Below are 24233 nucleotides of genomic sequence, written 5' to 3' on the forward strand. Positions count from 1 at the left end.
AACTTTCGAAGTTCTAACCAAACCAACTATTTATGGCCTCAGGATTTTTTGCTTTACTGGATGATATTGCAGCGTTGATGGATGATGTTGCGGTAATGAGTAAGGTCGCGGGTAAGAAAACTGCCGGATTACTAGGCGATGATCTTGCCGTGAATGCAGAAAAAGCCAGTGGATTTATTTCAGACCGAGAATTGCCCGTTCTCTGGGCGATTACCAAAGGCTCGTTACTAAACAAGCTTATAATTTTACCCGTTGCATTTTTACTGAGTGCTTTTGTTCCGGTGGCCATAAAGATCATTCTCATCATTGGAGGTTTGTATCTGGCCTATGAAGGAGCTGAAAAAATCTATGAATACATCTTTCCTCACAAACACGATGTTGCCAAACCGGATGTGGAAAATCTTTCCAAGGAGCAAATGATGGAGCGGGAACAGGAAAAGATCAAATCTGCTATTTTAACAGATTTTATTCTTTCTGTAGAGATCGTGATCATTGCTTTAGGAACCGTAAGCGGAGAGGAGTTGCCAACTCAAATTGGAGTTGTAAGTATCATCGCACTTGTAGCTACCGTTGGTGTTTATGGCGTGGTTGCTCTTATCGTAAGAATGGACGAATTTGGAGCAAAGCTTATCAATATGAATGAGCAAACTGATAGTTTTTCAGATAAAGTTGGTCAATTTTTAGTGAATGCTTTGCCATGGGTTATCAAAGGTCTGGCATTCATTGGTACGATCGCATTGATGCTGGTTTCAGGTGGAATATTTGTTCATAACCTTCATTTTATTCATGACCTGGTTCATTCACTTCCTACCATACTTGGCGAGTTTTTAGTAGGCCTGGTGGTGGGTGCACTCGTCTTACCTCTTGTTGGATTAGGGAAAAAAATATGGAGGTCGGTTTCAGGAAAGTAGGGTTTTTGGAGTGGTGATTTTGATATTGAAAGCGACCTAAATTATAGCTTTGTAACTTCTATATATAACCCTGAAAAATTCAATCTAGACATGAAAAAACCATGGCCTACCAAAGCTGCGATGGAACAGGTATACTGCATGAGGCTATGGGGCAGAGGGGAAACTGACTTTTATTCCGGGAATGGTTCGCATGATGACGCGCTGGTGCAGCCATACCTGGAAGTAGTTAGAAATTTCCTTAATTCATTTTCTCGCGGACTTCGCGTTTGTGATCTTGGATGTGGCGATTTTAATATAGGAAGGCAATTACTGGATCACGCCCTTCACTATATCGCTGTAGATATAGTTCCTGCACTAATCAATTACAATAAAGTTCATTTTCAGTTTGATAATCTTGAATTTAGATACCTGAATATTGCGACAGATGAGCTTCCAGAGGGGGATGTAGTTATTTTAAGGCAGGTTTTACAACATCTGTCTAATGATGAGGTTCAAAGTGTGCTGAATAAAATCAACAGCTTTAGATATCTTATTCTTACAGAGCATCATCCGGAGTATCATTTTACTCCAAATGCAGATATAATTTCCGGACAGGGTATACGGCTCAATAAGAATAGCGGACTGGTCATTGAACAGCCACCTTTCAATTTCCGGTTTCGGGATCGTACGGAATTGTTATCCATTAAAGTGCCTGAGGGTAAGGGCGTGATCAAAACTATGCTTTATAAAATTCAGTAAATCGATGCCAGGTTCAGATTAAAGAGGCCGGGTTGATATGGAGAGAATGGTAAACATATATAAATTAGTTCTGTCGTGGGTTTTCTTCAAATGAAGCTGAATCTATATAGCTTAACTGACATGATTTGCTAAAAGTTATGGAGCGTTCTACTCTGAAGAAGTCGGAAAAAATGGAAATACAGGATGAATAACCGCTGCTAAATATTCGGAAGTTAAAATTGAGCGAGTCAGCTCTTTTTGTTGAACCCGCTCAAATTTTAAAGTTTTTCTTGCTGAAGAAAGGTGTTCAGATTAGGACTCGAGTCCTGGGATAGGAGAAAACTTTCCATTTGTGGATTTTCCAAGAATCTCAACATCCTTGATATCCCGGTATTCTTCAATCGCCAGCTTAAGCTGATCTACTGTATCCCGGCGAACTTTTACTCCTCCTGTTTTTTTATTTTTATTTCTAACTTCAATATAATAACCGTCTCTGAGATCTTTCGGTTTTGTAGAAGGTCTGCCCATAACAATTTTGATTATTCGAGATTAAATTAAATTTAGTGATACCTGAGTATGACTAAATAGTTACAAATTAGCAACTTGAGTGAATATAGGATATTCAGATCAAATATTGAAGGTTGAGTTTCAAAAAATACTAGCAGTTTTAAGTTGCAGAATAATCGAGCGTCAAACCTAGCTATGTATCGTAACTACATTTTACTATAATTAGGCAAAGATAAGGACTCTATAAATCTTTTATTCAAATTTGTAAACTTTTTCTTCGAATTTTTGCAGGACTCTGTAATTTTCCTGATCAAATTTGCAAATAAGTCATCTTAAATGAGGTTGATCTGCAGTCTTTCTATGTGACCGCAATTTTCTTTCATAAAAGAAGCTCCCTGTCATTCTCAAGAAATACAGGGAGCTGTAACTTAGTTCTAAAATTAATTTACTAGTTCTAGCTTCTTACCGGGAGTCTTATCGGTAAACTGGTTACTGGTATTTTTCTCACCTCCGGCCTTCAAAGCATTTTCTCCGGCGAAGAAACTTTTGTGATCATCTCCAAGGTCAGATCCTGCCATCCTCTGGTGTTTAACGCAGGATACTCCTTTTCTGATCTCCTGTCTCTGGACACCCTCTACGTAGGCCAGCATTCCTTCTTCTGAAAAATAACCTTTTGTAAGATCATTCATATGAAGTGCCGTTGTGTGATATGTAGGCAAGGTGATCAAGTGGTGAAATACTCCGGCTTCCCGAGCAGCATCTTTTTGAAATGTCCTGATCTTCTCATCTGCTCGGTGACACAATTCAGACCCATCATAGTCTGCGGCCATGAGATTATTTCTATCGTAAGCAGTCATATTTTCTCCTTCAGCAAGCATCTCTTCGTAGGCCTGGTTCCTAAAATTCAGGGTCCAGTTGAAAGATGGGGAATTATTGTAAACCAGTTTAGCGTTTGGAACTACTTCTCTCACGCGGTTCACCATATGCGCTATTTGCTTTACATTGGGCGTTGGAGTTTCTATCCATAGTAGATCTGCACCATGCTGTAAACTGGTAATACAATCCAGTACCACCCTATCTATGTTAGAGCCCTCTTTAAACTTGTATAATCCATTAGGCAAACGAACTGGTCGCACCAGTTTTCCATCGCGTTTTAGAAGAACGTCGTCTTCGCAGGCATCATTTATGTCAATGGCTTCAGCTTCCACAAAGGCCAGGTATTTTGAAGCCAGATCTCCAGGTTCTGTGCTTACTGGTAACTTCTGGGTAAGACCGGCACCTTCAGAGTCGGTTCTGGCCACGATCACACCATCTTCAACACCCAGTTCAAGAAAGGCATATCGCACAGCATTAAGTTTGGCGATAAAATCTTCATGAGGCACAGTTACTTTTCCATCCTGATGGCCGCACTGTTTTGCATCTGAAACCTGGTTTTCGATCTGAATGGCGCAGGCACCCGCTTCGATCATTTCTTTGGCCAGAAGATAAGTTGCTTCCTCATTTCCGAAGCCAGCATCAATATCAGCAATAATAGGAACCACATGCGTTTCAAAACTGTCGATTTCAGCCTGAACATCTTCCCCTCTTTCAAGTCTTTTGAATAGATCGTTGAGTTCCACGGCGTCTGCCTGTCTCAGGAAAGTATATATCTCCTTAATCAGGGCAGGAACAGCAGTCTTTTCATGCATGGATTGATCTGGCAATGGCCCAAACTCAGAGCGTAAGGCAGCGACCATCCATCCAGAAAGATACAGATATTTCCTGCTGGTGGTTTTATGGTGCTTTTTTACGGCGATCATATTTTGCTGAGCCACAAATCCGTGCCAGCTACCAAGAGATTGAGTGTATTTGGAAGAGTCGGCATCATAAGCAGCCATATCTTTCCTCATGATACCAGCGGTGTATTTTGCAATATCGAGTCCTGTTCGAAAACGATTCTGACTTATCATTCTAGCTGCATGTTCAGGTTTTACTGAGTTCCAGCTCTCTCCGTACTTCTTTTTTAATTCCTTCACTGTTTTGAGCGCAGATCGATAATTCGAATGAGATAAATTTTCCATAATTTTGTAATTGATTATTAAGTTTGTCTAAAGTTTGATAATTGGGTCTCGCAATCTATGCCAGTAGTTGCGAGACATTTTTTATATATGTTTATATGCTGGGAGCGTTAAGAATTCTTCGAATCTTTCAGAAATAACCAGCGTGTCAAAAAGTTTAAAAGCCAATTCGAATTTTGTGTTCTTAATATTGGACTCGCCATATTCGGTAATGATCTTCTCAATTTCATCTTCAAATATTTCAATATAAAGTTCCATATTAAATTTCCTGCCATCTTCGAGAACCACTTCATTTTTGAGCCATTGCCATAATTGTGTTCGTGAGATTTCAGCAGTAGCAGCGTCCTCCATCAGGTTGTATAGAGCGACCGCACCATATCCACGCAGCCAGGCTTCCAGGTACAGTATGCCTACATTGATATTTTTTCTAATTCCTTCTTCAGTAACAGTACCTTCAGGAATTTTGAGTAGATCCTGCTCTGTTATTTTTAAATCATCCCTGGATACTTTCATTTGATTAGCTTCAGGCATATGTTTGTTAAACTCCTTTAGAGCTACTTCAACTAAAGCAGGGTGAGCTACCCAGGTGCCGTCATGACCGTTCATAACTTCTCTTTCCTTGTCTTTTCGAACTTTTTCGATCGCTTCGTCATTGGCACGCGGATTATTCTTAATTGGAATTTGGGCAGCCATTCCGCCAATTGCCAGAATTCCTCTTTTGTGACATTTCTGAATTACCAGTTTCGAATAAGCATCCATAAATGGAGAGGTCATGGTGACCTGATCACGATTAGGAACAACGAAATCAGGACGGTTTCTGAACTTCTTGATATAGGAAAATATATAGTCCCAGCGACCGCAATTAAGTCCAACAATATGGTCTTTTAGTTCGTAGATAATCTCATCTAACTGGAAGCTGGCTGTGATCGTTTCAACCAGTACGGTTGCTTTAAATGTACCTGTGGGAACATTGAGGTATTCCTGTGCGAAAACAAAAACCTCATTCCACCAGCGGGCTTCTTCGTAGTGTTCGAGTTTTGGCAAGTAAAAGTAAGGTGCTGTACCATTTCCAAGCATCGTTTTGGTATTATGAAATACATACAGGCCAAAATCTACAAGGCTTCCAGATGCTTCTTCTTCACTAATTAAAAGATGCTTTTCGTTAAGGTGTAAACCTCTTGGTCGCACGAGGAGGACTGCTGGGTCAGGGTTCAAAGTATAGGATTTTCCACGTGCAGCGTCTTCCAGTGAGATAGTTCCTGCATTTGCATCTTTAAGGTTTTGCTGACCTTCAATCACATTTTCCCAAGTAGGAGAGGTACTGTCTTCCAGGTCTGCCATGAAAGTTCTGGCGCCCGAGTTTAATGCATTGATGATCATTTTCCTGTCTACCGGTCCGGTGATCTCAACTCGCCGGTCTTGAAGATCTGCTGGGATCTGACCTGCTTTCCAGTCTCCATTTCTTATGGAAGCTGTTTCAGCAGGAAACTCAGGTACGTTCCCGGAATCAAAATGTTGCTGCTGAGCTTCTCTTTTCTCGAGAAGAGCAAGTCTTTTGTGGTTGAATTTTTCATGTAATGCGATTAGAAACTCTAGAGCTTCTTCGGAAAGGATCTGTGGATAATAATTACTAACCTTTTTACTGAAGTTTAATTGTAATGAGTTTAGTGTGTTGTTTTCCATGGTGTTAGTGTTTTACATGACAATATTATAATAAAGAATTCAATAAAACAAGCGAACGTTCGCTTAAAGATATTATTCGCAAAACATCAGTATTCGCAGAATTGTTTATATTTGATTCTATGGAGGAAGATTATATCAAGCTAATTTTTGGATTAAAGTTAAAGCAGATAAGGATTGAGAAGAGTTTATCTCTATTTGGATTGTCCAAACTTTCAGGGCTTTCCAAGTCATATTTGAATGAGATCGAGAACGGAAAAAAATATCCTAAACCTGATAAAATTGCATTACTATCAGATAAATTAGAGGTTCCTTATGATCAAATGGTCTCCCTTAAGCTTGATAAGAACCTCGCGCCAATAGGAGAATTACTTCAGTCAAAGATCCTTAAAGAAATTCCGCTTGAATTATTCGGGATCAAGGAGAGCAACCTTATCGATATAGTTTCCAATGCTCCGGCAAAGGTGAATGCCTTCATTAGTACCATTATTGAAATAGCCAAGCACTATAACTTTAGCAGGGAAAGCTTTTTCCTGGCTTCGGTTCGATCTTTTCAGGAAGCGAATAACAATTACTTTGATGATCTGGAACAGCAGGTTTTAAAATTTTCAAAAGCTTACCAGGTAGATCTTACCAAATCACCAGGTTCCAAAGTGCTTGAGGAGATTCTGGTAGAGGAGTATCAATATGTAATTAACGAAGAAGAGCTAGATAAATTTGAAGCTTTAGAGAATTTGCGCTCTGTCTTTGTTCCGAAAACCAATACCCTTCTGCTGGCAAAGGGAATAGATGAAGCTCAGCGCAGTTTTATATTTGCAAAGGAACTCGCATATAATTACCTCGAAATTTCAGATCGGCTGCATTCTTTTCCGTGGATAAAATTTGAAAGATTTGATCAGGTCTTAAATAACTTTTATGCCTCCTATTTTGCAGGAGCATTAGTGATCCCGAAGGATGAACTTACCATCCAGTTGGAAAATCTATTTCAGAAGGAAAACTTTGATCATGTTCATTTTCTGAATATGATGCATAATTTTAATGCTTCTCCGGAAACATTCTACCAGAGGCTTACCAATATCCTTCCGAAGGAATTCAACATAAAGAACCTGTTTTTCCTAAGGATCACGCATAAAGCGGATAGCGGTAAGTTTTATTTGAACAAAGAATTGCACTTAACCCACCATCATTCCCCTCGTGCGAATGAAACCAACGAGCATTACTGTAGGCGCTGGATGTCGTTAAAGGTGATCAAAGAAATCAGTAAGTCTAAGAACTCACACGAATTTGATGTGCAGATCTCCAATTATCCCAGTCATGAAAACAGGTATCTAATTTTTTCTTCAGCAACCAAAGACCCTTTTAGAGAAAATCAATTTAGAAGTATCAGCATTGGTTTGCTAATTAATAAACAACTGGAGCGAAAGCTAAAATTCCTCGAGGATCAAAATATTGTTAGAAAGAATGTTGGAGTGACCTGTGAGCGTTGCGCTATTTCCGACTGTAAAGTAAGAAAGGCACCTGCGATCGTTCTGGAAAAGCGCGAGAAGAACAGTAAAATAGAGTCTATTGTAGATGAATTAACGGCTAAGTTCCAAGCTTAATAACTCTTTCTAGTTTTTAAGTAAATTGAAAAATACATAGGTAAAGAACAGGAAGAAAATCCAGTCATTCACACCATACACCGCATAGAACATTCCGGCAAAAAGATCTTTATCGAACACCTCTGTAATGCTATTATTAAGATGCCAGTTGATCCATGTAAAACCATAAATAAATTTTTCTATAGCAAAAACTGCGATTAGCCACTTCACTCTATGGTAATTATTTGCGACTGAAATATAAGCCAAACCCCATATCAGGATCATTAATAAGCCGAAATTAGACATTACCACCGGGTCAAACTTAGGAATAACCGGGTTGGTAAATAGTTTTGAAAATAAGAGCACCGACATGTTCATTAAACCGGCGAGAATAAATCCTTTGCGAATGCTTGATGGGCTACTTTCCATGTTCTTCAATTTAAATACTTCTGAAATTTAGAAGGATCGTCTTGTTTGACGAAATTTCAGAGGAAAGTTAAGTCTTTTCGGGTCATGAGAAATTATAACTCCAGACTTATTCAGAATACTACATATTTAGGGAACTTCGATGATGGAGATATTTTCTAATTTCCACAGCTAGAATTTATTCTGAATGCTGAAGCGTAGTAAAGGATATTTCCGAAGAAAAAAATAGAGAATGACGGAGCTGAGAGTAAATTGTGCTTAGTCTGAAGAAAATGACGGAAAAAGGTAAGTTTCAGATGCTTTCAGGATTGAAGGATCAGCTGCCTTCTGAGTTTGGTGCTTCTAATCTGTAAAACTTTTAAAATTCATGCGTTTGGCTAAGATCAGGTAATTCTTGAGAAGTCTGTTAATTCGCGCTTTACCTTCAGGATTAGTGCTGTGAGAAGACCATTGCGGTGGTAGCAGTTGATGATTATAGCAATAATCGATCAGTACTTCGGCACAATCAAAGCCATTGAATGAATTGCTTAAATCGTAATCAAAACAAATTGCATCTGGCAATCCATTTGTATGGATCCAGGTTTGAAATTCATTGATCTCTTTCAGCCATATAATATTGACATCACGGCCAATGGGACTGAACGCCAGCCAATCCATTTTTTTCTCAAGGGGATTGATTCGGTCATCCAACCATATTAGCGTTTTACGATGAGCCTTTCTGTTTTTTTTAATAGCAACTGAGACTGATTCTTTTAGAAAAGCTGGTCTATTCAAAGTAAAGAGATTCTGCGACCCAATTGAAAATAAGTCTTTCAGGTTCAAAAGATTCCGAAGAATATGACTGTGGTAAGCTTTCATTAAAAAATATCTCAAAGGTTGGTGAATTTAAAAACAGAGCAGACTATAGTAAAATGAACCCGGGGATCTCCTAAATTTTTTGAATTCGCACCACGAGAAAAATGAATAGCATGAAAATGGCGCCAATAAACAATACGGTATACAGGTTTTCTTCCCAAATGCGATAATAGAAATCCTGATGTAGATAAATTGACCTGCATAGAACTGCAGCGATCACTAAACACAAGCTCTTGTAAAATTTACTTTTCATAATATTGATCTTTAAAAAACCAGATAGCCCGCGCATTAATAGTGCTGAAAATTAACTTCTTCTCTAAACCCTACGAGAAGAAAATGGCGAAGACTATCTGGACCAACTAGGTTTGTTGAATTAATTAATCTAAAAACTTTTCAATCCCATCCTTCAAAAAGCAGAAGGCTGAATATTTTATATTCCGCACCTCCTTCAGGTGCTTTTCAATCTTTTTACGTAAAACGATATGAGCATTAATAAAAGCATGGTCACACTGTATATCATCACATTCATTCATTTCATCCAGCCTGGGAAGAAATTTCTGACAGGTTTTCAAAATACCGTGATTTACCTCCCTTAGATCCTGGAATTGATTGAAGAGATATTCAGCATCAACACGATTTACCTTTGTTCTTTTAATAAGTGAAGAATTAAAAATATCCAGGTAAAATTCAATTTCCTGAGCCACAAAATCCAGTTCGAGTTTCCATTGCCTAACCTCATTTTGAAGCCTGATTGTTTCTATCTCCTCTTCACTGTGGTGTTCCTGAATGTTGCTTATCATAGTTCATATTCATTAATCCTGATTCTATTTGTTTTACTTCCTGGATATGTATGTGACTTTCTCCAAGTGGAAAGGTCCAGGTAATGTTGTCTCCCTTTGCGTATCCAAAAAGCGCAAGTCCCATGGGAGCCAGAACAGAGATCCTGTTCTTACGCAAATCACCTTTGTCTGGAGTCACGATCTGGTAGGTTCTTTCTACTGAGTAGGCAGTTTTAATACTTACAAACGAATTCAGTCGAATCACATCTGCAGGCATCTTAGCATTGCTTACCACGTTTGCACTTTTGAGCTCCTCATTCAATTTATGGATCGATGCTTTGTACGAGGTATCTTTGTAGTATTTGGCCAGCGACATGATTTGTTTTAGAAAATCATATTCCTTTTTCTCAATTATTAATTCTCCGTATTTCATTTCTTACTTATTTAATTGCAGTCCTATTAAGGAAAAATCCCTCTTTGTTTGTAGGCCGTTTCTACTCTGGAAATAGCCAGGATAAATGCCGCTGTTCTCCAGTCCACCTCACGCTTATTTACTTCATTATGGATCTTATGAAAGTTTTCGGTTAATTTCTTCTGGATCTTGGCCATCACCTCATCCAGCTGCCATAACTCTCCGTTTCTATTCTGAAGCCATTCAAAATAACTTCCAATTACACCACCAGAGTTGCAGAAAATATCAGGAATGATCTTCACTCCATTTTGAAGCAGAATTTTTTCACCCTCTTTATCTGTAGGTCCGTTGGCTCCTTCAGCAACGATCGAAGCTTTGATTTTAAAGGCATTTTCAGCAGTGATCTGGTTCCCCAGAGCTGCAGGAATGACGATGTCGCAATCCAGCCCGAAGAATTCATCAGCGTCTATTTCCGTAGCGCCATCGAATCCTTTTATCGATCCTTTTCTGGGTTCACAATGCTGAGCCAAAGCTTCAGTATCTATTCCATCTTCGTTGTATACTGTCGCGTGCGCATCCTGAACAGCTATTAGCTTTGCGCCATCCTGAGATAAAAAGTGGGATGCCCAGTAGCCTACATTTCCAAATCCCTGTACGATGAATCTTTTATCTTTTAGATCTTGCTGTTCGGTTTCCAGCAATAACTTAATGGATAGATATACCCCAAACCCGGTTGCACGATCACGACCTTCCAGACCTCCTGCTCCTACGGGTTTTCCGGTCACTACATGTTGATTATGTGAACGTTCTGAAGATGAAATGGTAGACATATAGGTGTCTACGATCCAGGCCATGGTCTGCGGATTGGTATTTACATCTGGCGCAGGGATGTCATGTTCCGGTCCAATGTTTTCGCCCAGAGCATAGGTGAATCTACGGGTAATGCGTTCCAGCTCTGAATCGGAATAATTTCGAGGATCTATCTGAATACCTCCTTTTGCGCCACCGAATGGTAGTCCGGCGAGGGAAGTTTTCCAGGTCATCCACATCGCAAGTGCCTTGGCAGCATCAATATCTACCGTATCGTGGTATCGAAGTCCGCCTTTGTAAGGTCCTAATGCATTATTATGTTGAACACGGTATCCGGTAAAAACCTCCACTTTGCCATTGTCCATTTTAACTGGAAAATGAACAATGATTTCATTATTGGTAATACCCAGGATCTTTCTGATATTTGGGTTCAAATCTATCATATCTGCCGTATTGTTGAACTGGTTCATTACGGTCTCGTACATAGATTGTTTAATCACTTTTTTAGTGTTTATCATTTTGTATTATTGAAAGTGTTCACAATGAAATTTTCTGTCCTCTTTCCAGGTACAGGTTCTGCGATTGTCGCAGTTGAAGCATAAGCCTTTGAGCATTTCCTGGGTGATACCTTCAGGATGCTCCCTATTTGGAATAGTGACTTTAGCTATTTCCTTAATCAAATTCATTCGGTCATAGATTTAATTTTTTCTGATTACAGAAAGTCAAAACCTATGCCCGTGCTAAGAATATTTCACAAAATAAAATTTATACTACTGATAACCAGTAACTTATATAATAAAAGAATAATTATAACTCTATTTAAATCGAGGAGAAGCGCCCCGGCTGGGAAGAAACGTACCGGTACTATTTGATCGTTAGTTTAGCTTTTTTCGAAGTGTTTTACGATCGATTTGCAGAATTTCGGCTGCTTTGGTTTTATTATTATCCACACTGGCCATGATTTTAAGAATATGTTCCATTTCCACTTCCTTCAAAGATTTTGAAGTAGAATTATGGTCTGGGACCGGGTATTTGAGATGATCTGGAAGTTGTTCTAAATCGATACAGTCTTCGCTCATAATAATAGCTCTTTGAACCACATTTTCCAGTTCACGCACATTTCCAGGCCAGTTATATCTTTCCAGTATTTCCAGGGCTTTTGGAGTGAATTCTATTCGTGGTCTGGCATATTCTGAAGCATATTTTCGAAGAAAATTCTTAGCGAGTAGCGCGATATCACTCTTATGGTCCCGAAGTGGAGGGGTTTCGATATTCACAACATTTAGCCTGTAATAGAGATCTTCTCTAAAACTTCCTTTTTCAACCATCTGTAGGAGGTCACTATTTGTTGCAGCGACTATGCGGAGTTCTATTTTTTTAGCTTTCTGTTCTCCAATTCTCCGAACTTCTTTCTCCTGAAGTACTCTCAATAATCGTGTTTGAACAGTTAATGGAGCAGTGCCAATTTCATCCAGGAAGATTGTACCACCGGCAGCAGCCTGGAAAAAACCGGGTCGATCCTCATTCGCTCCTGTAAATGCTCCTTTCCTATAACCAAAAAGTTCGGCTTCCAGAAGTTCTCCCGGGATAGCACCACAGTTAACAGCGATAAAAGGGTTTGCAGCAAAGGAACCTTTATAGTGAATAGCTCGTGCAACCAGTTCTTTACCCGTCCCGCTTTCGCCCTGAATTAATACGGTGGCGCGGTTATTCTTAACCCGTTCTATGAGATCAATAAGTTGTTCGATCTTTTCTGAATTACCTACAATTCCGGCATAAGCTGTTGCTTTGTTAGTGGATGCAATTGGGACTTCAGAATTCTGGGATTTTTTAGGAAGTGATTTCTCTACAGATTGTTTTAATTCTTCCGCAGTAAATGGTTTTACGATATAATCCAGTGCACCAGATCTCATGGCATTCAATGCGCCGTCCATGGAAGGGTATCCGGTGATGACCAGCTTCGGAACTTTGGGAAAATGTTCTTCTACATATTTTATGAGTTCCATTCCACCAATACCAGGCATTTGCAGATCGGTAATTAGAAGATCCACAGCATTGAACTTTAGAATATCGATCGCTTCCTTTACTGAAGCCGCCTTGTAAGAGTGAAAGTGTTGCTCCTGAAGTTGACGTTGTACTAATTCAAGCATGTCATAATCATCATCAACTATGAGAATATTAGCCTTTTTTAGCAGCATAACTTACATTTTTAGAGGTAGCTTAATTTGAAAAACAGTTCCTGTAGGTTTATTATCAAAATTAATGATTTCTCCGCGATGACTTTTAATAATTCCATGAACTACACTAAGTCCTAACCCTGAACCTTCTCCTACAGGCTTTGTAGTGAAAAATGGTTCGTAGATCCTGGCATTTAGATCGGCTGGAATACCAGGGCCCTGGTCTTCAATTTCCAATAAAAAATGGGAATCCGTGTTGGTTACTTGAATAGAGATGAGGCTTTTTTTAGGGGAAGCGTAAATAGCATTAATAAGCAGATTAAAAAGTACCTGGGTAAACTGAATCGTGTCAATTTGAGCTTCCAGATCGGGATTGTCAATTTTAAATTTATAACTAACCTCTGCTTTGTAAAAATTTTGAGATAGTAATTTCAATGCCTGGTCAATGATTGGTTTGATCTGAACGAACTCTTGATGCTGCGGCATTTCACAAGCAAAGAACATTAATTTTTTTACAATTTCGCGAGAATAAATAGCTGCTTTAATGATCTTGCCTGTGTCTTTTCCGGTTTGGTTTTCCTGAGTTTTTGATTTGATCAATTCCGCAAAACCCAGAATATTTCCAAGAGGTGTATTTAGTTCATGGGCAATCCCCGCAGTTATTTCTCCTAAAATGGAAAGTCGGTCATTTCGCTCTGCACTTCTTTTTAAAAGTTCTTCCTTTCTGGTGATTTCTCTGCGTTCAAAAAATTCACTAATCTCGATCGATATTTTGTTTAAAAGCTTTTGTTCTTCTTCCAGAAAGTATGCGCTTTTTAGCTTCTCAGTATCATAATATACCTTGATTGATCCTTTGGTTTCATTGAAAAGGCTGATAAGGCTTTCCTGAACAATAGAACTTTCTGGAATATCTGAAGTTGAAATCTGAAGCTCATCTACTTTCAGCTCAACGATCGCATGGTTTGGGTAGAACCAGGCTTTCTTTGTAATCTCACAAATTTCTTCCATCGTGTTATCAACTGAATCTGAATGTTTACGAATCGCGGAGGAAACCTCGTAAAGGCAGGACAGTTCCTTGATACGTTCTTCGAGTTTTTTAGATAAGGAGATTTCTTTCGGCATTTATATAGGTTTTCGAACTGAATGATTCTAGCATTCCAAAATTTAGGGTTTACTTATGATGATTCCGCGATCGTTAAGGATCAAGAAATATTATATACTTAAACTGGGAATAATGCTTAAGTTAATTATTTTCTTTCAGGCCTTTTTGCGATCAGCTATAAATATAATCCTCCCGCCAACTTTGTGAAATGAACGTCGAGGCATTCTTGGAAATTTTTATCTGAGTAGGCGTGATGTTGTCTACTTGATTTTTCAGTAAGGAATATATTACTAATAGCGGATTTTCAGTTATGGAATCACGCATCAATATATAATCATTCTTGAACTCCTTGAAGTTGACCTGATAATAGTATTTAGAGAAGTTTTTCTTTCCTGACGGACCAGGTATTTTACACATAAATCCTGCTCGATAAAATTCGGCATGATTTGTTTGATTCAAATCACAATGTTATTGTGAGTGATTGTCGAGCTTGTTCTGTATTAAATTTACTTAACCGTATGTTTCCTTGTTAAGAGCCTGATTTATTGAAAGACTTAAACTTATTATCATTTGATTATTTAGTAAGTAATAGGTAATCCTATCACTTTAAATTGTCACCGGATCTGTAAATGATAATCCAAATCAAAAAAGAATTCATTAGTATACTTTTATTATTATTTTCAGGAAAATTTAATTATGAGAACTTTTTTGATTCTAATTTTCTGTGCATTTGGCTCGATGGTCTATTCGCAAAATCGTTGTAAAGTTAGAGCAGATATTTCATACACTAGTTCGGAAAAAGAGTATAAAATCGAACTTGCCAGAAGGCAAAATGTCTCTAGTTTAATCGTATATAAGCTCTCTTCGGAAAGAAAAAGCTATAGTCTGCGTGATCAAAAAAGAGTAGATGAATTACGTGGAAAGTGGAATACTGCTGAAGAGCATAGAGAACTCGAAGAAATAAGAAATAGATATAAAATTTTTGATAAGGATTCTATTTTAATCTCCAATAACAGTAAAACCATCCAATATTCTGACTCCCTATTATTTCACTTTGAAAAAATTCTGGACGAAAAGAAAGATCAACCAGTATATACCGATGCTATGTATGTAGAGATCTATGAAAATGGACTTCAAAAGTATAAAGTCTATAATCCTCAGACAGATATTTATTCAATCGTTTATTACTTTATTCAATCGGCATTACAAGACTACTGGCAGAAGGTTTCAAAACCTATCTTAACAAAAGACTATACCTCCATTCATTAGTCACCTAAAAACAAAAAGCCCCGTAATCATTGATGATTCGGGGCTATAGAGTGGAGTCGGAGTGGCTGGCTTCGCCTCAACCTTGTTCTCCCCATCCGGTAAATGCATCTGGCTGTCCTTTCAGTCCAGGTGTTTTAAAACAAAAAGATCTGCTCAGGTAAGTACCTGGCAGATCTTTTAAATTTTAATCCGCAGCCCGGCTGCGTTTATTTGTGGAGTCGGAGGGATTCGAACCCTCGTCCAAACAAGCAATTCAGAAGCTTTCTACACGTTTAGTTTTCACTTGATTGTCGATGTAAAGCCGGCCGAAAACCACCAACTTTACACGTATTCTCGATTAAGTTTCAGAAACTCATCAAGACCCTGAGCTTCCTATATTTACTTTATCGGTGCCTCTGTTGTGGATGCCGTAAATCAAGGCCTCCACGAGACATCTCGGCTCCCTGCCTTGCAGGGACTAAGTATAACCTACTGTAATTCGGTTACGCAGCCAAGGCGTAGTTATTCTCGCCGTTTGAAAAAGTGTGAAACATGAGATTTAAGAGCTATATCCCGGCGCTCTACGTGCTTACAACTCAATTAGACTCGCTGTCAAAACCAAGTCGACCCCATAAAATAATGAACATTTTCTTTGTAATCTTCTGGGCGTTCCGCTCCTCCCTTCGTCCCTTCGACAAGCTCAGGGCTCAGGACGTCGCGGCGGGCTATTCGCTTCAATCTTTTTGCTCATACTTCACAAAAAGGATTTCCGCTGCTATCCCTAACGCAAAATTTTCAAAGAATTCCGATTGCATATTACAATCGGGCCTGCAAAGATACTCATTTTAATTTATATCTTTGAGTTGCTGCCTAAACTGCAAAACCCATACCATATATGATAAAATTCGCCCTGATCAAAGAACGAAAAACACCGCCAGACAGGCGTGTGGTGTTCTCTCCACAAATGCTGAAAGAGGCAGTAGCCCGTTTTCAGGAAGCTAGTTTTAAAGTGGAAAGTTCTGATATAAGGATCTTTAGCGATGACGAATATCGTGAGGCAGGTTTTGAAGTTTCCGAAGATATAAGCGATTGCGACGTACTTTTAGGCGTCAAGGAAGTGCCTATTCCAGATCTGATACCTGACAAAAAGTACTTTTTCTTTTCGCATACCATCAAAAAGCAGCCCTATAACCGTGATCTGCTTCGTGCAATTCTCTCAAAGAATATCGAATTGTATGATCATGAAGTGGTAACCGCGAAAAACGATGCCAGGTTAATTGGTTTTGGCAGATATGCCGGCCTTGTTGGAGCTTATAACGGGATTCGTTCCATAGGCATCAAAGAAGGCAAATTTGAACTTCCCAAGGCAGAAGCTTTACCAGACCTGGATGCTATGCTTGCCGAACTGGATAAGATAGAATTACCAGATTATAAGTTCGTCCTCACCGGAAGCGGGAAAGTGGCGTATGGTGCTAGAGAGATCCTCGAGCATTTAAAGATCAAGAAGATAGATCCTGATACGTTTCTGGTAAACGAATTCAGTGAACCGGTTTTCTGTCATATCGATGTGCTGGATTACGCCAGAAGAAAAGACGGAGCAGAAGGAAGCAGGATGGAATTTTATAAAGTCCCGCAGAATTACGAGTCAGATTTTATGAAATTTGCCAAAACCAGCGATGTCTTTATAGCCGGGCATTTTTATGGCGAGGGCGCACCCGTATTTTATTCTGAAGAAGATATGCAGCACAAAGATTTCCGCATAAAATATGTGGCAGATATTTCCTGTGATATTGCGGGGCCCATAGCGAGTACTATTCGACCATCCACCATTGCAGAGCCTTTTTATGGTGTTGACTTGAACACAAATACTGAGGTGGATTTTAAAAGCAAAAATGCTCTTGCCGTAATGGCCGTGGATAATTTACCCTGTGAATTACCCAAAGATGCAAGTGAAGGCTTTGGAGAGATGTTTCTTAAACATGTGATTCCAGCTTTTTTTGACGGGGATCAAGAAACAATTCTGGGCAGATCGAAAATGACCTCGAATGGAAAGCTAACACCTTTATACTCATATTTACAGGATTTTATAGATGGAAAAGAGTAGCGGCATGTTCAAATTTTTCAGCAGTATTCTCATAGTACTTTTCACCTGCGTTTGTAGTGCGCAGCAGCTAAACCTGATGAGCTATAATATCAAGTATGCCAATGAGAATGATGGTGAAAACAGCTGGTCAAAAAGAAAGGAATTTCTAGCAGATCAAATCCAGTTTTACGAACCGGAAATCATCGGACTCCAGGAAGCTCTTAAACTACAGATCGATCATTTTCTACTGAAGATAGGCGAATACGGGTATCTGGGCGTGGCCAGGGAAGATGGTAAGGAAAAAGGGGAGTATACCGCGATACTTTATAAAAAAGAAGAATTTGATGTGATCGATACCGGCAATTTCTGGCTTTCAGAAACTCCTGGAAAAGTTTCAACGGGTTGGGATGCTGCTCTTCCCAGAATCTGTACATATGCCAGATTCAGAAATAAGAATAGCAAAGCTGAATTCTGGGTATTCAATACTCATTTTGATCATAAAGGTAAGAATGCCAGGACTAAAAGTGCTGAGTTAATTCTGGAAAAAATTGCAGAACTCAACACGAATGCACTTCCAGTTTTTCTTTTGGGTGATCTCAATTTGGAACCAGATGCAGAAGGCGTACTTCATATTATGAAAGAACTTAAGGACTCCAAAAGCCTTGCAAAACATACTTTTGGACCTACCGGAACATTTAATGGATTCCAATTTGACCAGCCCGTAGAGAGACGTATCGATTATATTTTCGTTAGCGAGCAGGTGCTGGTTAAAAAACATGCTGTACTGAGTGATTCAAAGGATCTGAAATATCCTTCAGATCATTTGCCGGTGTTAATCGAAACAGAAATCAGGTAATTCATTTTAAAGTGCTCATAGATATTAGCAATAAGCCTCTCAAACTTCCGAGAAATTTTAGATGTTACCGGAAGTCTTAAAAAACTCATAAAATTTGATATCTTTGGAGCTCTACCCAATGATATGAACAAACTATTTCTATCGCTTATTATCTTACTAAGCGCCCAAATTTGCACTGCTCAGGATTCCATAAACTCAATTATTCCCGCAGATCTTTTCTTTGAACATTCTCTCAAATCTGATTTTAAAATAGCTCCGGGAGGGGATTATTTTGCTGAAATATATCTGAATAATGGGACGACAGAACTGGTGATCATCGATATTAACGATCGAAAAGTATTACACCAGATCCCACTAGCCAAGGGAACTATTGATGATTTATACTGGGTGAATGATGAACGGCTGATCTTTGAGTCGGAAGGGAGAATTTTTATAATTGACCGTGATGGAAAGAATACCAGAATGCTGGTGGGGCATATCGATTTTCAGGAAAAATCAAAGGGTTCTGCTTACAGTAAGTTTAAATACAACCATGTAGTCAATTTACTTCCTGGGAATAAAGACGAGATCCTGGTGGAAACTTTCAATTACAAAGGCTTTGCCAATATTGAAAAGGTAAATCTGTTTACCGGAGAGAAAACGATCGTTGCAGATGGGACAGAGTCTGAAATAAACATCTGGATTCTTGATAGCCATGGAAAAGTTAGACTTGGAGCGAGAAAAGAAGATTCTGGGATCGAATTTTTTGAGATAAATCAGGTAACTGGAGATGTTAGACCATTTACAATTCATATAGGAGATAAAGCATATTCTGTAGATATTAAGGGAGAGACCGTCATGAACCAGGAATATACTTTTTTCAGAAAAATTTCTGCAGATGACAAACTGTTCCTGGGTTCTACGGCCAATAGTGATACTCGTAAGTTAATAAGCTATGATCTTCGTACCAGGAATGTGGAAACGATCATTGCAGACCAGAACTATGATGCCGGCGACTTTTTTGGATCAGACCTGGAGATTTATACAAGTCCGGATACTGGTGAATTGGCTGGAATTAAATTCGAAGGTATCACACCGTATTATAAGTGGTTCGATAAATCTTTGGAACAGGGGCATCAGGAACTTATGGAGCAATTTCCAGCCTATTTTCATGACATTATTGATACAGATGTTGCAAAGAAACGTTTTGTTGTTCATCAGTGGAATGAAAGAAAGTCTGGTAATATTGTAGTTTTCGATCTTGCTGATACCACCTATACGCCTATTACATTTCTAAATGAAGATTTGGATACGTATCAATTAACGAAAGTGAGGTCGATTTCCTTTACTACCCGTGATGGGGAAAGAGTAAGTGGCTACCTTAATATTCCTTCCCAGAACAATTCAAAAAATTTACCGCTGGTAGTGATTCCTCATGGAGGCCCATGGGCACGGGATTATTTTGAACTTGATGGTTTTTCTCAATTTTTTGCCAATCGGGGTTACGCTACTTTGCGTATTAACTTTAGGGGTTCAACCGGCTTTGGGAAGAAATTTCTAAAGGCTGGAATAAGTGCGATCAATACGGTAATGATAGATGATATAGCTGATGGTGTAAGCTGGACCATCGATAAATACCCTATTGATGCTGCTGAAGTTTATTTGTTTGGTCATAGTTATGGAGGGTATGCCGCTTATATGAGTCTCATGAAATATCCTCAACTGTATAACAGCGCCGTGGCACTTTCGGCTCCTACTGATATTAAAAGCTGGATGAAAGAATTGAAAAATGACGAAGAGGGTTTCTCTTATGAGTTCTGGAACGCCGCATTAGGCGATAAAAACTCAAATTTTCTAAAACAAATGTCTCCGGTGTATCTGGCACAGAATATCAACAAACCATTGATGATTGTGCATGGACGTTTTGATCCCGTAGTTCCTTTGGAGCATGCAGAGAACATGTATGAAGAATTAAAAAAAGAAGATAAAGATGCAACTTTAAGAGTCATAGAAGGTGTAGGCCATTCACTGGAAGACAGTAAAAGTATGGGCTATATTCTAGAACAGGCAAAGGAGTTTTTTACTGAAAATTCAAAAAATTCTGAAGGAGCCTCGAATTCTGAAAGTTACTGATTCTATTAGCCACACGCATAATATTCCGCAGGAATAGGCGATGAGGTCCAGGGTTGAATAACTACTTCCAAGTATGATCTTTAAAATAGCCGGTGGAGCATCACTCAGGTAATAAATCAATCGAAAATACTGAGAAAATTCAACTGCAAAGGCTACTAAAATGCTAATCCAGAGTGCCTGCCTGCATGTTGTATTAAAAGTGGTCATCAGTAAACAGTAAATAAGAATTACGACCAGAAAATCTCCAAAGTAAGGCCTGATGAATTCATCATGAATATACAAAGCGATGAGGCATTCTATCAGCAATAGAATCAGGAATGCAGAGAAGTATATTTTTCGGCTAAATTTCATCTTAGAAATAGAGTAGGGCGGCAGTAATGACCACCACCCTCCATTTATATTAGTGATTCTGCCAGTCAATCTTCCTGGAAACATACATCACCGTTCCCAGAATTATAAATAATCCAACGCTTCCTACCAGCAAGGCATAACTTTCCAGCTGTATGATAATATATATAAAAGTATGCAACGCGAGTAGGGATATGGCAATAAACAAAGGAAATTTCCAGCCTTTTAAAATACTTCGCGAGTACAGACTAATCATGCAAATAACCGCAGCTCCCGCGATGAGGTAAGCTGTAAAGAAACTACTGTGTTCAGATATGGAAATGAGTAAGGTGTAAAACATCAACAGTCCAAGTCCAATCATGAGATACTGGAAAGGGTGGATGGCAATTTTACTGAGCGTTTGGATTAAAAAGAAGATCAGAAACGTAAGGCCAATGATCAAAATCCCATATTTTGTAGCGCGTTCGCTTTTCTGGTATTCATCCACAGGGATCATAAAGTCCACACCAAAAGCAAATTCATTGAGATCTGGTAAAGACCCATAGAATAGTTGAGGGAAGGGACGATTGATGTCCAGCACTTTCCATGAAGCCTGAAAACCACCTTCACTTAGCTTATCACTTTTTTGAGGCAGAAATTCCCCGGTAAAACTTTTGGTTTTCCATTGAGAAGAAATGCTGGCGCTTGTAGTTTTACCAATGGGTATAAATGCTATTTCTGAACTTCCCTTAATAGAAAGGTTCATATCAAATTTTAGTGATTTCCGTTCAGGAAGATCTAAGCTTTTTAGATTGGAACTTTCCATTAAATGCATGACTGGCTGTTGTGTTGATTTACCTGAAGACTGATATCTGGAATTGAAATTGTAGGAACTGCCAGCTGCCTCGATGCTAATTTGCTCATCGATGCCGCGTAGATTTGAAGTTTTAAAGACGAATTGAGCTTTATCCCATAGAATATCCTGAGCTGTAATTTCGTCACTTTCTATGGATTCGAGATCGTAAGCTCCAGACAGATTGGTTTTGCTTTTGTAAACCGCGGTTTCAAAAATCCCACGCTTTTTAAGTTCCGGATCTACAGTGGAGCTAATTTCAAGTTCCTGCGGAAAAATATAGAAGTATTTAATCCTTTCGACCTGCTCCAATGTCTTGCCTGTACTGGAATTGATGAGTTCTTTTTGCTGATATACTTTATACGGAATTTTGAGAATGGGTCCATATATAACTACTTTTTCACCCCATTTTTCGCTAATTTCAGAGACCACGCCATGTTGCCGATTTTTGCGTTCATGGATAAGATCTTCCACCATGTTAAGAGGAATAAGCATTACAAGGCATAAAAAGCAAATAAATAATAACCTGGTGGTGATCGAATTCTTCACAGAGTTGATAAAGCGATTCCCGTGCAATGAATTTTGTGATTGACTGTCCATTTTTTGATTGTTATATGATGATTAGATGGTGATAGGTTGATGATCCAGATCTTCAATCTGGTTTAGATATTGATTGGGTAGGATGATCTTGCGTAGTCTGCGGTCTGCTTCAAGATTTTTACTCAGGCTGTAGATCCATAATAAAGATTTTAAAATACTAAGCGAACTCATGTTCAAATGCTTTCTTACTTCAGCAGGTAATAGAAACTTTTGAGTCTGCTTCAGTAAAAAATAGCGAACCGGTCCCAGGTGCTCGCGATAGCTTCGGTATAAGGCCTTACTAAAATCTCCATAGTACAAATGCTGCTGAAGATGAATGGCTCTTTGTTGTTCAAACGCGTCAAAACTGACTGGTAGTTCTTCAATTTTCATAAGTGTACCCATGCGCCAGAACACATGGAAAACTTCCTCTTTCTCTTCTGAAGTTAAATTTTCTACAAGGACTTCATAGGATCGAATACTGTAATCTATGAGCATAAAAAGTACATCCCTGTAAGCCCACTGGGGAATATGACTGCCTCTGGAACTTTCTACGGAAGAATGAATAGCGTTGATATTTCTGATGGCAGCTTCAGCTGAAGATTTTTCAGCAAAAACAATTTTTCGAGCATATTCCACTGTGCTGAAAAGTCTGTCCAATGGGTTGGCTGGTAGTTTCCCGGTATAGAAAAGCCAGTCTACAGCTTTGTTCAAAGCAAATTCAGCAGAAGCACCTGCGAAAACCAGCAATATGGTATCGGCATTACCCCAGATCTTTCGCACGATCGAATCTTTATGTACAAAATATCCCATACCAGGTTTTATTAACTTCCTGCGAAAGGAGTTCCGAAAATACCCACGGCGAGTTCTGCCCATACAATCAAAAGCACAAAAATTATCACGGCGCAGGCGATCAACCTGCTCCGAAAGGTTTTGAGTCTGCTTAAGGCGAAATTGATGGCAAGCCCGGTTAAGAATAATAAGGTTCCCATGATCACAAAGTCTGAACTGCTCCAGTTCAATTCAGTAGATACCTGGCTGCCAATGAAGGGGATAAGTAATATGGCGCCAACTATCGCCAGGATGATCAATACATTTTTAGTTTTCATAATTGAATATTTAGAATTAGCTAAGTACTTTGAAATACAAAGTAGATGTTCAAAAAAATAGTGTTATTGAATTTCATTTTTCGTGTTTAGTAATTTTTCCAGGGCGCCCAGATGCTCCTGAAAAGCCTTTCTTCCGGTATCGGTTACCAGGTACCTGGTATTTGGTTTTCTGTCTATAAATGATTTTTCCACTTTAATATAATGCTGTTTTTCGAGCGCTTTGGTATGACTTGCAACGTTTCCATCTGTCGCACCAAGCAGTTCCTTTAAAGTTTTAAAGTCGGCAAACTCATTCACCATCAGAATACTCATGATGCCTAACCTGATCCTGTGATCAAAGGCTTTATTTATATTACTGATAATGTTTTTCATCAGGCCGCTTTTCGGTCATATTTGTTATACATCCACACACCGTAAACGATGTGAAAGATACCGAATCCCAATGCCCAGAACACGATTCCGTAGCCGATAAACTGGGTGGCGATAAGACCTAGAATTACATTGGCATACCCCAAACTTTTTAAATCTGAAAATGTATACTTGCTCGCGTGAATTAATGCCAGGCCGTAAAAAATAAGCATCGCCGGAGCAATGAGACCAATGATCTGGTATTGCAAAAGGACGAGGCAAAAAATTCCGCCTGCCAGCAGAGGTGCGAAAAAATTGAGCAGTAACCTTCTACTGGTGCTGTCCCATATCTTCTTCCCTTGCATTTTAGCTTTCCTGGTGGTAAGTACAATAGCAGTTCCAATGGCGAGCACGAGTACCGCAGCAGCTACCATCACTAATTGCGTCACAAGATCTGTATTGGTAGTGGCGATATAGGATTGGCTATTTGTATAAACTGAAGGTTCGTAGGATAAGATTTTTGCAGCAACCAGTGCGCCGGCAATGGCATAAATCCCTGCAAATACTCCAGACAGTCCGCTCAGCGAGATAAAACGAGATGACTGACTCATCATGTTCCTGATCTCAGTGAGATCTTTAAGATACTTTTCGTTCTCCATTTTAAAGTACTTTGAAAAACAAAGTAAGTCTAAAATTATGGTTCCT

General features: G+C 39.0%; 24 protein-coding genes and 1 other RNA gene. 7 read left to right on the forward strand and 18 right to left on the reverse strand.

All coding sequences use genetic code 11. The annotated features are described in order from the left end of the window. Nucleotides 1–32 precede the first annotated feature (32 nt). Both G529_RS0109535 and G529_RS0109540 read left to right on the forward strand, forming a co-directional pair. Nucleotides 33–911, forward strand: a complete 879-nt coding sequence (locus G529_RS0109535; RefSeq protein WP_026915308.1) for a DUF808 domain-containing protein — start codon at nucleotides 33–35, stop codon at nucleotides 909–911. A 90-nt stretch (nucleotides 912–1001) separates the two neighbouring features. Next, entirely contained in the window at nucleotides 1002–1649 is a 648-nt protein-coding gene (locus G529_RS0109540; protein ID WP_035695896.1) for a class I SAM-dependent methyltransferase, read from the forward strand. Between the two features lie 291 nt (nucleotides 1650–1940). On the opposite strand, the gene G529_RS0109545 is transcribed toward G529_RS0109540, so the two are convergent. The 3 genes from G529_RS0109545 to aceB all read right to left on the reverse strand — a co-directional run bounded on the left by G529_RS0109545 (nucleotide 1941) and on the right by aceB (nucleotide 5875). Beyond that, complete coding sequence (locus tag G529_RS0109545; RefSeq protein WP_026915310.1) at nucleotides 1941–2156, reverse strand: hypothetical protein; 216 nt, start codon at nucleotides 2154–2156, stop codon at nucleotides 1941–1943. Between the two features lie 419 nt (nucleotides 2157–2575). After that, on the reverse strand, nucleotides 2576–4195 hold the full coding sequence (locus G529_RS0109550) for an isocitrate lyase (RefSeq protein ID WP_026915311.1): 1620 nt from the start codon (nucleotides 4193–4195) through the stop codon (nucleotides 2576–2578). 81 nt (nucleotides 4196–4276) lie between these two features. After that, nucleotides 4277–5875, reverse strand: a complete 1599-nt coding sequence (gene aceB / locus G529_RS0109555; RefSeq protein WP_026915312.1) for a malate synthase A — start codon at nucleotides 5873–5875, stop codon at nucleotides 4277–4279. A gap of 119 nt (nucleotides 5876–5994) precedes the next feature. Here aceB and G529_RS0109560 point away from each other — a divergent pair, with 119 nt between their 5' ends. Next, on the forward strand, nucleotides 5995–7473 hold the full coding sequence (locus tag G529_RS0109560; RefSeq protein WP_026915313.1) for a helix-turn-helix domain-containing protein: 1479 nt from the start codon (nucleotides 5995–5997) through the stop codon (nucleotides 7471–7473). Nucleotides 7474–7482: 9 nt separating this feature from the next. Here the strand turns inward: G529_RS0109560 and G529_RS0109565 are convergent, their stop codons facing one another. The 8 genes from G529_RS0109565 to G529_RS0109610 form a co-directional block, all read right to left on the reverse strand. Then, the gene (locus tag G529_RS0109565; RefSeq protein ID WP_026915314.1) at nucleotides 7483–7881 is read right to left on the reverse strand and encodes a hypothetical protein; all 399 of its coding nucleotides are present in this window, start codon (nucleotides 7879–7881) and stop codon (nucleotides 7483–7485) included. 339 nt (nucleotides 7882–8220) lie between these two features. Then, nucleotides 8221–8736: a cyclic-phosphate processing receiver domain-containing protein gene (locus G529_RS16810; protein WP_051201409.1), complete on the reverse strand. Its 516-nt coding sequence runs from the start codon at nucleotides 8734–8736 to the stop codon at nucleotides 8221–8223. 374 nt (nucleotides 8737–9110) lie between these two features. Next, the gene (locus tag G529_RS0109585; RefSeq protein WP_026915316.1) at nucleotides 9111–9533 is read right to left on the reverse strand and encodes a hypothetical protein; all 423 of its coding nucleotides are present in this window, start codon (nucleotides 9531–9533) and stop codon (nucleotides 9111–9113) included. Continuing rightward, entirely contained in the window at nucleotides 9502–9945 is a 444-nt protein-coding gene (locus G529_RS0109590) for a GreA/GreB family elongation factor (protein WP_026915317.1), read from the reverse strand. The genes G529_RS0109585 and G529_RS0109590 overlap by 32 nt, the downstream gene beginning before the upstream one ends. Nucleotides 9946–9971: 26 nt before the next feature. Beyond that, entirely contained in the window at nucleotides 9972–11252 is a 1281-nt protein-coding gene (locus G529_RS0109595; protein WP_026915318.1) for a Glu/Leu/Phe/Val family dehydrogenase, read from the reverse strand. A 6-nt stretch (nucleotides 11253–11258) separates the two neighbouring features. Further along, nucleotides 11259–11420, reverse strand: coding sequence for a hypothetical protein (locus G529_RS16540; RefSeq protein ID WP_157514601.1), 162 nt, complete (start codon nucleotides 11418–11420; stop codon nucleotides 11259–11261). Nucleotides 11421–11609: 189 nt separating this feature from the next. Beyond that, the gene (locus G529_RS0109605) at nucleotides 11610–12932 is read right to left on the reverse strand and encodes a sigma-54-dependent transcriptional regulator (protein WP_026915320.1); all 1323 of its coding nucleotides are present in this window, start codon (nucleotides 12930–12932) and stop codon (nucleotides 11610–11612) included. A gap of 3 nt (nucleotides 12933–12935) precedes the next feature. Next, entirely contained in the window at nucleotides 12936–14033 is a 1098-nt protein-coding gene (locus tag G529_RS0109610) for a sensor histidine kinase (protein WP_026915321.1), read from the reverse strand. Nucleotides 14034–14709: 676 nt separating this feature from the next. Between G529_RS0109610 and G529_RS0109615 the strand changes: the two genes are divergently transcribed. Then, nucleotides 14710–15282, forward strand: coding sequence for a hypothetical protein (locus tag G529_RS0109615; protein ID WP_026915322.1), 573 nt, complete (start codon nucleotides 14710–14712; stop codon nucleotides 15280–15282). Nucleotides 15283–15492: 210 nt separating this feature from the next. Here the strand turns inward: G529_RS0109615 and ssrA are convergent. Continuing rightward, nucleotides 15493–15892: a transfer-messenger RNA gene (gene ssrA / locus G529_RS16400) on the reverse strand. A gap of 264 nt (nucleotides 15893–16156) precedes the next feature. Here ssrA and G529_RS0109630 point away from each other — a divergent pair. The 3 genes from G529_RS0109630 to G529_RS0109645 all read left to right on the forward strand — a co-directional run bounded on the left by G529_RS0109630 (nucleotide 16157) and on the right by G529_RS0109645 (nucleotide 20312). After that, nucleotides 16157–17365 carry an NAD(P)-dependent oxidoreductase gene (locus G529_RS0109630; protein ID WP_026915323.1) on the forward strand — a complete coding sequence of 403 codons (1209 nt, stop codon included), beginning with the start codon at nucleotides 16157–16159 and terminating at the stop codon, nucleotides 17363–17365. Between the two features lie 4 nt (nucleotides 17366–17369). Then, nucleotides 17370–18200, forward strand: coding sequence for an endonuclease/exonuclease/phosphatase family protein (locus G529_RS15735; RefSeq protein ID WP_035696038.1), 831 nt, complete (start codon nucleotides 17370–17372; stop codon nucleotides 18198–18200). Between the two features lie 123 nt (nucleotides 18201–18323). Continuing rightward, on the forward strand, nucleotides 18324–20312 hold the full coding sequence (locus G529_RS0109645; protein ID WP_026915326.1) for an alpha/beta hydrolase family protein: 1989 nt from the start codon (nucleotides 18324–18326) through the stop codon (nucleotides 20310–20312). Here the strand turns inward: G529_RS0109645 and G529_RS16405 are convergent. The 6 genes from G529_RS16405 to G529_RS0109670 all read right to left on the reverse strand — a co-directional run bounded on the left by G529_RS16405 (nucleotide 20271) and on the right by G529_RS0109670 (nucleotide 24187). Next, complete coding sequence (locus tag G529_RS16405) at nucleotides 20271–20663, reverse strand: ribosomal maturation YjgA family protein (protein WP_084509782.1); 393 nt, start codon at nucleotides 20661–20663, stop codon at nucleotides 20271–20273. The genes G529_RS0109645 and G529_RS16405 overlap by 42 nt on opposite strands. A gap of 49 nt (nucleotides 20664–20712) precedes the next feature. After that, nucleotides 20713–22092, reverse strand: coding sequence for a cell envelope integrity protein CreD (gene creD / locus G529_RS0109650; RefSeq protein WP_026915327.1), 1380 nt, complete (start codon nucleotides 22090–22092; stop codon nucleotides 20713–20715). A gap of 21 nt (nucleotides 22093–22113) precedes the next feature. Next, nucleotides 22114–22884 carry an oxygenase MpaB family protein gene (locus tag G529_RS0109655; protein ID WP_026915328.1) on the reverse strand — a complete coding sequence of 257 codons (771 nt, stop codon included), beginning with the start codon at nucleotides 22882–22884 and terminating at the stop codon, nucleotides 22114–22116. An 11-nt stretch (nucleotides 22885–22895) separates the two neighbouring features. Continuing rightward, complete coding sequence (locus G529_RS0109660; RefSeq protein ID WP_026915329.1) at nucleotides 22896–23180, reverse strand: hypothetical protein; 285 nt, start codon at nucleotides 23178–23180, stop codon at nucleotides 22896–22898. Nucleotides 23181–23243: 63 nt separating this feature from the next. Beyond that, complete coding sequence (locus G529_RS0109665) at nucleotides 23244–23552, reverse strand: winged helix-turn-helix domain-containing protein (protein ID WP_026915330.1); 309 nt, start codon at nucleotides 23550–23552, stop codon at nucleotides 23244–23246. Next, nucleotides 23552–24187: a hypothetical protein gene (locus G529_RS0109670; protein WP_026915331.1), complete on the reverse strand. Its 636-nt coding sequence runs from the start codon at nucleotides 24185–24187 to the stop codon at nucleotides 23552–23554. The genes G529_RS0109665 and G529_RS0109670 overlap by 1 nt, the downstream gene beginning before the upstream one ends. Nucleotides 24188–24233: the final 46 nt, after the last annotated feature.

It is taken from the genome of Christiangramia portivictoriae DSM 23547 (genome assembly GCF_000423045.1).
In the GTDB taxonomy this organism is placed as follows: Bacteria; Bacteroidota; Bacteroidia; order Flavobacteriales; family Flavobacteriaceae; genus Christiangramia; species Christiangramia portivictoriae.